At 37.9% G+C, this 11,803-nt stretch carries 6 protein-coding genes, 1 CRISPR repeat array and 1 other annotated feature; of the genes, 5 read left to right on the top strand and 1 reads right to left on the bottom strand.

The genetic code is table 11. The annotated features are described in order from the left end of the window. Window positions 1–66 precede the first annotated feature (66 nt). Window positions 67–3,074: a CRISPR direct-repeat array (repeat unit 36 nt; unit sequence GTTTTAGTGGTGTGTAATTCTGAACTGCTCTCAAAC). 717 nt (window positions 3,075–3,791) lie between these two features. Both SG0102_RS15040 and SG0102_RS15035 read left to right on the top strand, forming a co-directional pair. Continuing rightward, on the top strand, window positions 3,792–4,766 hold the full coding sequence (locus tag SG0102_RS15040) for a metallophosphoesterase (protein WP_157983080.1): 975 nt from the start codon (window positions 3,792–3,794) through the stop codon (window positions 4,764–4,766). Between the two features lie 141 nt (window positions 4,767–4,907). Then, window positions 4,908–5,411: a hypothetical protein gene (locus SG0102_RS15035; RefSeq protein WP_125120691.1), complete on the top strand. Its 504-nt coding sequence runs from the start codon at window positions 4,908–4,910 to the stop codon at window positions 5,409–5,411. On the opposite strand, the gene SG0102_RS15030 is transcribed toward SG0102_RS15035, so the two are convergent. Further along, on the bottom strand, window positions 5,383–5,955 hold the full coding sequence (locus SG0102_RS15030) for a TetR/AcrR family transcriptional regulator (RefSeq protein WP_231999897.1): 573 nt from the start codon (window positions 5,953–5,955) through the stop codon (window positions 5,383–5,385). The two genes, SG0102_RS15035 and SG0102_RS15030, sit on opposite strands and share 29 nt — an antisense overlap. 161 nt (window positions 5,956–6,116) lie before the next feature. On the opposite strand from SG0102_RS15030, the gene SG0102_RS15025 reads away from it, so the two are divergent. From SG0102_RS15025 to metG, 3 genes are all read left to right on the top strand, one after another. Next, window positions 6,117–8,831, top strand: coding sequence for a YhgE/Pip domain-containing protein (locus tag SG0102_RS15025; RefSeq protein ID WP_125120689.1), 2,715 nt, complete (start codon window positions 6,117–6,119; stop codon window positions 8,829–8,831). An 81-nt stretch (window positions 8,832–8,912) separates the two neighbouring features. Further along, window positions 8,913–9,491, top strand: coding sequence for a uracil-DNA glycosylase family protein (locus SG0102_RS15020; RefSeq protein WP_231999821.1), 579 nt, complete (start codon window positions 8,913–8,915; stop codon window positions 9,489–9,491). Window positions 9,492–9,528: 37 nt separating this feature from the next. After that, window positions 9,529–9,723, top strand: a binding site (T-box leader). 37 nt (window positions 9,724–9,760) lie between these two features. Next, window positions 9,761–11,698, top strand: coding sequence for a methionine--tRNA ligase (gene metG / locus SG0102_RS15015; RefSeq protein WP_125120688.1), 1,938 nt, complete (start codon window positions 9,761–9,763; stop codon window positions 11,696–11,698). Window positions 11,699–11,803 lie beyond the last annotated feature (105 nt).

Below are 11,803 nucleotides of genomic sequence, written 5' to 3'. Positions count from 1 at the left end.
ATAGCCAATTATAGTCCTTCCTATCGGTAATGAAGGCCGAAAATCGACTTGAAAACCTTATTTGAGGTTTTAGTGGTGTGTAATTCTGAACTGCTCTCAAACTTTTGTCGTTCCTGTCGTGTCCTGTTCGGTGTTTTAGTGGTGTGTAATTCTGAACTGCTCTCAAACATAATGACAACGATTGTTTATATTTACGTTGTTTTAGTGGTGTGTAATTCTGAACTGCTCTCAAACTAGTGACATGGGTTCTAAAGCTTTAAGCGCGTTTTAGTGGTGTGTAATTCTGAACTGCTCTCAAACTCTATTGGCGGTCATATCGTTACAGGGTTAGTTTTAGTGGTGTGTAATTCTGAACTGCTCTCAAACCATCATTTACAAATAGAGAAAGAGGAGAAGGTTTTAGTGGTGTGTAATTCTGAACTGCTCTCAAACTCTCTCAAATCATATAACTTCAACATCACAGTTTTAGTGGTGTGTAATTCTGAACTGCTCTCAAACATAAAGCATAATAAGATTATCATATGACGTGTTTTAGTGGTGTGTAATTCTGAACTGCTCTCAAACTGCTTCATAGACAGTTAATCCAGCATACGGGTTTTAGTGGTGTGTAATTCTGAACTGCTCTCAAACGGAGAAGTACTTAAGGCCAGAGACGCTCTTGTTTTAGTGGTGTGTAATTCTGAACTGCTCTCAAACCAATCGAGGTTATTGATGAGCCTATGGGTGGTTTTAGTGGTGTGTAATTCTGAACTGCTCTCAAACTATGATTGCAATCTTAGAAGGATATGATCTGTTTTAGTGGTGTGTAATTCTGAACTGCTCTCAAACTAAATCTGCATACATGATATTCTTGTCTAGGTTTTAGTGGTGTGTAATTCTGAACTGCTCTCAAACAAGGATTTCAAAGGAGTTGAAAAAATCTTAGTTTTAGTGGTGTGTAATTCTGAACTGCTCTCAAACCGAGCCCACTTGCATTTTTCATCTTACCGAGTTTTAGTGGTGTATAATTCTGAACTGCTCTCAAACTAGCGTTTTGAATTTTTGTTGAATATGTCCGTTTTAGTGGTGTGTAATTCTGAACTGCTCTCAAACCGGAAGCCTGTATTGTTCCATGAGTCACCCGTTTTAGTGGTGTGTAATTCTGAACTGCTCTCAAACCAAATATCAGCTTCTCAAGTCTTTATAAAAGTTTTAGTGGTGTGTAATTCTGAACTGCTCTCAAACTCAGTGCTACGCAAACGGCACCTGGATCGAGTTTTAGTGGTGTGTAATTCTGAACTGCTCTCAAACAAAAGACGGCAAAATGCAGCCGGACAAAAAGTTTTAGTGGTGTGTAATTCTGAACTGCTCTCAAACGTGGTGCAAAAAAAATGGAACAATGCCATAGTTTTAGTGGTGTGTAATTCTGAACTGCTCTCAAACCAAAGCGCGATGTGCTTAGATACGCGTCATGTGTTTTAGTGGTGTGTAATTCTGAACTGCTCTCAAACTCCGCAGTCGTAAATCTATTGATAACTTCAGTTTTAGTGGTGTGTAATTCTGAACTGCTCTCAAACATGTCAGCAAAAGATGCTGAGATACGCGCGGTTTTAGTGGTGTGTAATTCTGAACTGCTCTCAAACAATATATGGATCCGGAAAATACAACATCAAGTTTTAGTGGTGTGTAATTCTGAACTGCTCTCAAACGTTTTCTATGTTTGATGCTCCCTTGATGGTGTTTTAGTGGTGTGTAATTCTGAACTGCTCTCAAACCCGATAGCGCCCAACATTGACGCGTTAGGTGTTTTAGTGGTGTGTAATTCTGAACTGCTCTCAAACTCAGGGATTTAATGATCTTTTCTCTTTTGAGTTTTAGTGGTGTGTAATTCTGAACTGCTCTCAAACTAGTTATTCAACGTTGAGCGGATCAAACTCGTTTTAGTGGTGTGTAATTCTGAACTGCTCTCAAACGGAATATGCTGGAACATGACGGAACAGTCAGTTTTAGTGGTGTGTAATTCTGAACTGCTCTCAAACCTGATTGACCAGGTAAGTCTTACCGCTGAAGTTTTAGTGGTGTGTAATTCTGAACTGCTCTCAAACAAGAAATACTTTGGCTGTCGGAGCTGATTCGTTTTAGTGGTGTGTAATTCTGAACTGCTCTCAAACGTCACGGTGCTTTTGACATTGATGCAGATCGTTTTAGTGGTGTGTAATTCTGAACTGCTCTCAAACACGTAGTTCTTAAGAAGATGTGGGCTAATGGTTTTAGTGGTGTGTAATTCTGAACTGCTCTCAAACTACTCGGTCCGCGCTTAGAGTGCCCTCAACGTTTTAGTGGTGTGTAATTCTGAACTGCTCTCAAACAACAACATTAAAAATTATGGCAAGCGCTGAGTTTTAGTGGTGTGTAATTCTGAACTGCTCTCAAACGCAGTCTGTTGTATCGATCTCTCTTGTTGCGTTTTAGTGGTGTGTAATTCTGAACTGCTCTCAAACAAGACGGCTATACAATCGCAGACGATGACAGTTTTAGTGGTGTGTAATTCTGAACTGCTCTCAAACGCGCAAGGCCTTATAACGGCATCGGTAAAGGTTTTAGTGGTGTGTAATTCTGAACTGCTCTCAAACTGGTGCAACTGCTGAACCATGTCATAACAAGTTTTAGTGGTGTGTAATTCTGAACTGCTCTCAAACAATTAATTGGTAACTTTTTTCTACGAGTCAGTTTTAGTGGTGTGTAATTCTGAACTGCTCTCAAACATCGACTATAACATTCAGCGCTATGGGGTTGTTTTAGTGGTGTGTAATTCTGAACTGCTCTCAAACTTGCGTGGAAAACATCCATCAAACCGAATCGTTTTAGTGGTGTGTTATTCTGAACTGCTCTCAAACTACTATGGGCAGTAAAAACAGAGTTGAATTGTTTTAGTGGTGTGTTATTCTGAACTGCTCTCAAACTGAAAATGTGGGTTGACTCACTTTTTTTGTGTTTTAGTGGTGTGTTATTCTGAACTGCTCCCAAATTAGGAAGGGAACCATTAGCATTAGATTTGAGCTTTAGAGGTATGTGATTTTGAACTGTTCTCAAATGCTTTAGAAAAGTGCGCACCTCGTACTTTTCTAAGTTTTATAGGTGCTTAATTCTAAATTGCTTTAAAATTTTATATAAAATCCTCAAAATAAGATCTCCCTTTGTTCTCTGTGCTATCGTTTTGGACTGTTTATTATTAATGATGGCATATATTGGTGCAACATTGGAATTAAATGATGTTTAGTGAGTAGAAACTATTTGTTATCATATGCATGTAGAATGCATATGATAACAAAAACCCTTTATTTCGTCTTTGATGCATATAAATTAATTAAGAATGCACGAAATGATGTGTCTTATAATGTAATTTGTAATAAAATTATTATATAAGATATTGTATGAAAACGCTTTACAATATGTGGGATAGTGTTAAAATAACTATAAGGCACAAGTATTAAACTTGTTTGACCGAACAACGACAGAGATTACGATGCTTTTGCATTCGTTCCTCCTAAGCCTTTTTTAGGCTTGATCGCTTCCAAATTAATTGTCACTATCATTGAACTGAGATCTCTGTCGATTTGAAGATTTGTAGCTATGCATGATCTGCATAGCTCTTCTTATTTTTAGGCATTTTACTTATATTACAAGATCAATAAAATGGAAAATGAGGTGAGTATATGTACATGTTGTTTTTGATAGGTGGTGTCTCAGCTTTATTGACATCGATCTATTTAAGATTCTTTATCATACGATTTTTAGGCTCTTTTATTAATATGACAATAACAATTAAAGTTGTTATTACAATAATAGCTGTATTATTAGCTTTACCTGCTGTTAATTTCTTAGGACTCTATGCAGTGCTCTATTATTATTTTCTAGCTGCTTGCGCGGTCTTTGGATTAATATCTCATTTTGTACCAGCTGGCATGTTAAAGGGGTTATTGCAAAGTGGACTGTTATCGGTGGTTGCAGTTTGTCTGATTATGGGGTATGGCTATTACAACATGCATCATGTTGTGGAGACGGATTATACAATTAAGAGTAATAAAATTAATAACTTAAAGATTCTACTGATCTCTGATTTACATACCGATCAGGTGTTTAATCCTAGACAAATTAATGGGTTAGTTCAAAAGATGAATAAGGTCAATCCTGATTTAGTGGTTTTGGATGGCGATATCTTTGATGAAAATACACCGAAGAAAGACATGCTAGCAGCTACTAAAGCATTAAGTCAATTACATAATAAACTAGGCATCTATTATGTTTATGGCAATCATGATGATTCTAAGTATGGTAACTGGCATACATCTAATAGATCTCATTCTAATGCCAGTGATATTAGAACAGCGATGGAAAATAACCATATTACTGTACTAGATGATGATGTTAAAAATATTGGTAAGATTACACTCATAGGCAGACGTGATGCTTCCTATGATCGTAAATTAACAGATGATTTACTTAAAGATGTAAATAAAGATCAATATATTATCATGTTAGATCATCAGCCCTTAGAAATACAAAAGAATGCGAAAAAGGGTGTAGACTTACAGTTAAGTGGACATACCCATGGTGGTCAGATTTGGCCAACGGGTTATTTAAATGATTTCATGCCAGGATCAATGCGCTATGGTAATAAAACAATTGGTTCTTTCCATGCCATCACAACAAGTGGACTTGCTGGCTGGGGCTTCCCAATAAAAACAGGATCACCATCGGAATATGTGGTGATCAATGTAAAATAGGGCATCATCATTCAAAAAAGAATCTCTGTAATTGAAAAATAAACTTACGAAGAATTGATCCAAGTGTTAAAATAACTTCGTATGTAGGTGAAACTGGAAAAGACCTCCTCTGTAACCCAAGTACAGAAGGAGGTTTTTTGTATGCCTGAAAATAAGAAACAGGGCTTTATATTTGGTGTGATTATGTCTTACGCGATGGCATTTGGCATGGAAATTTATAACAGTGCTATCAATCTTGGATTTGATCTCAAAGCCGGTGGCTTTAGTAATATGACGAATAAAGTCTTTGCAGCGGCGATGAGTGAGATCTTGTGGATTGGTATTGTTGTCATTATTTTATCATCATTATATGGTAATAAATTTGGTGAACATTTTATGCTTACCCATACTAAAGAGGATGATCCTGCTTACTTTAAAGTCTTAATGAGACAAGCTGGGACAATTGCGGTTATGTGTCCTTCTATGAGTATGTTTGCTACATTGGCATTTTTTTTGATCCCTGGTGTTGTGCCAGTATCACAGCTGCCTGCAGTATTTGTCGGGACACTAATAAAGAATTTTCCAATGGCGTTTTTCTGGAATATGTTTGGAGCAGCGCCATTCACAAGATGGGCTTTTAGCCATGTGAAACGTTTCCTTGATTAATATTTTCAATGAGTAACTGATTTGTGACTTTAGCCATCACCTCAGCTGTTTCCTGAAAGCCGCGGTCCATCCATTTCTTAATGAGACCCAAAGTACCAAAAAGACAGTATTCATAAATATATTCATTTTGGATATCGGATTTTTGGGTAATAATATCCTCTACATAAGGGGCTATTTCGCCACGGATCGTCATAATCAGACGATGGACAAAGGACATATCCCCATGAGAACTGATGAGTGCCTGAGCTAAATCTCCATAATTTTCAATGTTTTGATAAAGAGCGATGAGAAACTTTTCATCCTCTTTTTTTTCACCGAAGTCATTGATCAGCATTTTAAAAGAATCAAACACTTCCTGTTCTAACTGTTCAACAAGATCATAAATGTCCTTGTAATGTAAATAGAAGGTGGAACGATTGATATCCACTTCATCGACAAGTTCCTGAACGGTAATTTCTTTAATACTCTTTTCTTTCATAAGTTTAATTAACCCATTTTTTAATAATGTTCTTGTTTTTCTGACCCTACGGTCAGTTTTTTTCATATTTTTCAATTTTATTCACCTTGTTAATCGACATAAATAGACTAAGTGTCTATTAATAGATATAGCATCAATAATCGTTGCTTGCTTTCATATCTGCTTTTATTATAATACAAATCATCGAATAAGCAACACAGTGTTGCTTAATAAAAGGAGTGAGGATTATGGTTAAAAACGAATGGAAAAATCTGTTCAAGAATAAACTGATGATTGTTGTTCTTGTAGCGATCATTTTAATACCATCTATTTATACGACCTTTTTCTTGGGATCGATGTGGGATCCTTATGGAAAACTTGATAACCTGCCAGTGGCAGTTGTGAATGAAGATCAGGCCGTTAAATTCAATGGGACAACATTGCATGTTGGTAAAGATCTTGCCAAGAATTTAGAGAAAAATGATTCCCTGAGATTCGAAGTTACCAATAAAGCCAATGCAAGAAATGGCTTAAATGGGAAAGACTATTATATGATGATTGTCATTCCTAAAGATTTCTCTAAAAATGCCACGACAGTATTAGATAAGTCGCCTAAAAAGATGGAATTACAGTATTATACAACGCCAGGTAAGAACTACATTGCGGCGAAGATGAGTGAATCGGCAATGAGTAAACTGAAGGCGAAAGTGTCATCTAGTGTGACACAGACGTATGCGAAAGTGATTGCTTCTTCAATCACGACGGCGGCTAATGGCATGGACAAAGCTGCTAATGCCAGCGGTCAGTTAGCAAATGGGGCGAATACTGCTAAACAGGGTTCTTCAACGATTACTAAGAACTTAAATAAATTAACAAGTGGTTCATTAACCTTTAAAAATGGGGCTGAGACGTTAACTGTCGGCTTAAAGAAATATACATCAGCTGTTTCAACAGCTTTACAGGGGACCAATAAATTAGCGAACGGTTCTGCCCAGTTAACAAAAGGGTCAAAGCAGCTCGCCTCAGGTATTTCTCAGTATACAAATGGTACAAATCAGTATGTAGATGCCGTTAATAAATATACAGATGGTGTCAATACTATTAAAAATGGTTCTCAGCAGTTATCTGCATTAACCCAGTTAGGACAGATCTCAACAGGGGTAACGCAGATCTCTAATGCCATTAATGGCATTAGCGGTTCTTTAAAACAGGGAACATCTTCTCTAGCGACTGGTCTCAAACAAATTGATGATCAGGTCAATGCTTTGAAAAACAGCAATATCAATGAACAGTTATCTTCTCTTAATAGTGCTGTGACAGGGACAAAGACGATTGTTTCTAAGAGTAAGACCGGGATTGATCAGGCACAAAGCGGCTTAGGTCAGATCAGTACTTCTTTAACTGCGTTATCTTCTCAGGTGGGTACTATGGCTGACACCTTTGCTGGCGCGGCTAATAAACAGATTGCTGCGCAGAATGTAGCTAGCAATGCGAAAATCGATCAGGCGATTGCGACCGTCAAAGCTTCATCGATGAGTGATGAAGAAAAACAGAATGTCGTTAACTCTTTAAATAATGCGAAAGTGAATACGACTGTTGATTTATCAGCAGTTGCGAATGCTTATAAAGAAAAATTAGGGGCAGCATCTACGCAGTTAACAACCGCTTCTGCATCGATGAAAACATTATCTGATGCCTTAAATAGTGCAGATGGTTACTTAACGCAGATTGAAACAGGGTTAGCGTCTTCCAAAGCTATTGATACGAATATGATCAATAAGTTAGCGGCGGCATTAGATACGGCTTATGCGGGAGCAGTTAAAGTTGATCAGGGCGTTAATTCATTAGGATCAGCTGTTGATACCTTAGAAGTTTCAACGAATAAATTACCAAAGGCCGCCGCTGGTTACAGCAGCTTATCTGCTGGTATTGATAAACTGCAGGCTAATAATAAAGCATTAGTCGATGCCGGAACTAAGTTAACTGGAAGTGCGAAGACATTAAATGCTGGCGCTAGCAGTGCCGTCAATGGCATGAAACAGTTAAATACTGGTGTTCATTCACTGCAGAGTGGTTTAAAAGCGATTCAGGCGAACAACAAAACACTTAATAATGGCAGTGCGAAGTTATCTTCAGCAGCGGGAACGATTGCAAATGGTTCTTCTCAGTTAGCAAGTGGCAGCGCCACTTTAACAAGCGGGTTAAGCAAGATTGAAGATGGCAATGGGCAGTTAGCGTCTTCCTTAGCGACAGGGGCTAATACGATGAAGAAAGCAAACTTAAAAACTGCGAATCAGAAAATGATTGCAGCACCAGTTGCTGGTAAGGAGACAAAAGTTCACAACATTAAGAACAATGGTTATGCGATGGCTGCTTATATGTTAAATGTTGGAATGTGGGTAGGCTGTATTGCTTTCACTATTATGTATCCATTAATCAAACGTAATGGAAAAGTGAAAAATGGTTTAAGCTGGTGGCTTGGGAAAGCAACTATTGCTTATCCAATTAGTATTGCGATGGCCTTTGTGATGGTGGGGATCCTCCATGCTGTCTTAGGCTTTACGCCAGCGAATATGGGACAAACCCTCTTATTAGCGAGCGTTACTGGGATTACCTATATGTCGATCCTTTACTTCTTCAATGCGTTAATTGGTAAAGTTGGTTCTTTTGTGATGTTAGTCTTTACGGTTATTCAGTTAGGTGGTTCTGCGGGGACTTATCCATTAGAAATCTCTGGCCGCTTTGTTAATATGGTGCATCCATACTTGCCATTTAGTTATGCGGTGGATGCTTATCGTAAAGTCATTTCTGGGGCTGGATCAATCAGTTTTGATCTCAGTATCTTACTGATTATTGCTGGCGTCTTTACGGTTCTTACAATTATGTTATTCTCATATCGTGATGTTCGTATCAAAGCTGGCAAACCAGTCTTAAGTACTTTCATCGAAGAAAAAGGCTTCTAATAAAGGACGTGCATGGCACGTCCTTTAAGCATATTGATTGAAGAAATGAAGATAAGGGTTACAATAAATGCGGTGATGAAAATGGATATTATTGAAGAAATTATGCAGGATCCTCGTAATAAAGAATATACCGAAAGAGGCTGTAAGCCGATTCTGCAGGTGAGTGAAAAGGCTAAAGTCCTTATTATTGGTCAGGCGCCAGGCAAGAAAGTAGAGGAATCAGAGATTCCTTTCAATGATGCTTCAGGCGTCACTTTAAGGCAGTGGATGGGGATTGATGAAAAGACCTTCTATAGTGAAGAGATTGCCATTATGCCGATGGACTTTTATTACCCGGGAAAAGCGAAGACGGGTGATTTGCCGCCTCGTCCTTTCGTTGCAAAGTCTTATCATAAACAGATTCTTGCCATGATGCCGCATATTCAGTTAACGATTTTAGTCGGTAATTATGCGACAAGTTATTATTTAAAAGGGATGAAAAAGAAGAACTTAACGGAGACAGTCAGACATTATCAGGATTATCTGCCTCAGTATTTTCCGATTGTGCATCCTAGCCCATTAAATAATATTTGGCAGAAAAAGAATCCCTGGTTTAAAGAAACGGTGGTTTTAAAACTGCAGGAAGAGGTAAAAAAAGCACTCTTATCTAAAGAGGATTGACAAGCCGAAAGGGTTTTGATAGAGTTGATGTAGATTTGTAAAGGCAATGAACAGAAGAGACAAAGGGGACCTTTCAAGAGAGCTTATGGCTGGTGGAAATAAGCAAGGAAAGCTTTGAAAAATGGTCTGGGAGCTGCTTCATCTAATAGGTGAAGACGTACCTCGCGTTAAGAGATTGAGAGTGTACAAATGTACAAATTAAGGTGGTACCGCGCATGAAGTCGTCCTTTACTGGAGGACTTTTTTTATTTTGAGGAGGAGAATAGGGTATGAAAGATCCAAAAGATTTTTATTTAACAACAGCCATCACATACGCTTCAGGAAAACCCCATATTGGGAATACTTATGAAATCGTATTAAGTGATGCGATTGTCCGCAACAAGCGTCAGCAGGGCTATAATGTTCGTTTCCAGACAGGAACTGATGAACATGGCCAGAAAATTGAAAACAAAGCCAAAGAAGCTGGTGTTGAACCAAAGGCTTATGTCGATAAGGTCGCTGGTGAAGTGAAACGCATCTGGGACTTGATGGATGCGTCTTATGATAAGTTCATTAGAACAACGGAACCTTATCATGAAAAGCAGGTTCAGAAAGCGTTCAAGAAGCTTTATGACAAAGGTGATATCTATCTTGGTAAATACGAAGGTAAATACTGTACAGCCTGTGAATCATTCTGGACGGAAAGTCAGTTAGTTGATGGGATGTGTCCAGACTGCGGCGGTCCAGTGGTTGATGCGAGTGAACCAGCATATTTCTTTAAATTATCAAAATATCAGGATCGTTTAATGAAATACTACAACGATCATCCTGATTTTATTGAACCAGAATCAAGAAAGAATGAAATGGTCAATAACTTCTTAAAACCAGGGTTACAGGATTTATGTGTCTCTCGTACATCATTTAAATGGTCAATTCCTGTAGACTTTGATCAAAAACATGTTGTTTATGTCTGGATTGATGCCTTATTAAACTATATTACTGGTTTAGGCTATGATGTTGATGGGAATAATGATGAATTATTTGAAAAATTTTGGCCAGCTGATGTTCATATCATCGGGAAAGATATCGTACGTTTCCATACGATTTACTGGCCAATTATCTTAATGGCTTTAGATTTACCATTACCTAAACAGGTTTTTGGTCATCCTTGGTTATTAATGGGTGATTCTAAGATGTCGAAACATTTAGGCAACGTCATCTATGCGGATGACTTAGTCGATATGTTTGGTGTAGATGCCGTTAGATATTATTTATTACATGAAATTCCTTATGATAACGATGGTTCAATTACCTGGGATTTAGTTGTCGAAAGAATTAACTCTGACTTAGCGAATATCTTAGGTAACTTAGTCAACCGTACGATTGCCATGAGTAATCAGTATTTTGGTGGAGTGGTTGCAGATAAAGATGTTTATGAACCGGTAGATGATGAATTAAAACAAATCGCTTTAGCGATGCCAGGTAAAGTCAATGCCTATATGGATGAATTCAAAACTGCCAAAGCTTTAGATGAAATCTTTGTCTTATTAAGACGTACGAATAAATATATTGATGATACAACCCCATGGTTACTAGCGAAAGATGAAAGCAAGAAAGATCGTTTAGCTACTGTGCTCTATAACTTAATTGAAGCGATTCGCTTTGCGGCGATTGCTTTAGAAGCTTTCATGCCTTCAACATCTAAGAAGATCTTAGATATGATCAATACTGATGAAAGAGACTTAATGCAGTTAGATCACTTTGGCGCTTACCATTCAGGGAATAAAGTGACAGATCATCCGGAAGTATTATTCGCTCGTTTAAAACCAGCGGAAGTAGCGAAAAAGGTTGAAGCTTTAATGCCTAAAAAGCCAAAGAAAGAAGAAAAGAAAAAAGCCGCCGAAGTCGAAGAAATCACTATTGATGACTTCGCTAAAGTGGAATTAGTAGTCGGTGAAGTTGTAGCTTGCGAAAAGCATCCAAAAGCTGATCGTCTGCTTGTTGAACAGATTGATATCGGTGATGAAAAACGCCAGATTGTTTCAGGGATTGCTCAGTACTATACGCCAGAAGAAATGATCGGTAAGAAAGTCGTGGTTGTGAAGAACTTAAAGCCAGCTAAATTACGTGGTGTGGAATCACAGGGGATGATCTTATGTTCAACAACTAAGAAAGACTTAAAAGTAATTGATCCAGGAGATTTACCAAACGGATCACAGGTACGATAAGAGAAGAGGCCTTCGGGCACTTCTCTTTTTTTTTGGTCACATGAAACAGGAAAGGAAAAGGAAAATTCGAGTTTTGTAGCTTTTTAAAATTAAAGTGATTATAAT

The sequence above is a fragment of the Intestinibaculum porci genome (assembly GCF_003925875.1).
Taxonomy (GTDB): domain Bacteria; phylum Bacillota_I; class Bacilli_A; order Erysipelotrichales; family Coprobacillaceae; genus Intestinibaculum; species Intestinibaculum porci.
This window is presented reverse-complemented; position numbering and strand designations above follow the sequence as displayed.

Excerpts from the sequence above, each read along its gene's own strand:
- metG (WP_125120688.1), top strand. The coding sequence starts at position 9,761 with ATGAAAGATCCAAAAGATTTTTATTTAACAACAGCCATCACATACGCT.
- SG0102_RS15040 (WP_157983080.1), top strand. The coding sequence starts at position 3,792 with ATGACAATAACAATTAAAGTTGTTATTACAATAATAGCTGTATTATTA.
- SG0102_RS15020 (WP_231999821.1), top strand. The coding sequence starts at position 8,913 with ATGGATATTATTGAAGAAATTATGCAGGATCCTCGTAATAAAGAATAT.
- SG0102_RS15030 (WP_231999897.1), bottom strand. The coding sequence starts at position 5,955 with ATGAAAAAAACTGACCGTAGGGTCAGAAAAACAAGAACATTATTAAAA.
- SG0102_RS15035 (WP_125120691.1), top strand. The coding sequence starts at position 4,908 with ATGCCTGAAAATAAGAAACAGGGCTTTATATTTGGTGTGATTATGTCT.
- SG0102_RS15025 (WP_125120689.1), top strand. The coding sequence starts at position 6,117 with ATGGTTAAAAACGAATGGAAAAATCTGTTCAAGAATAAACTGATGATT.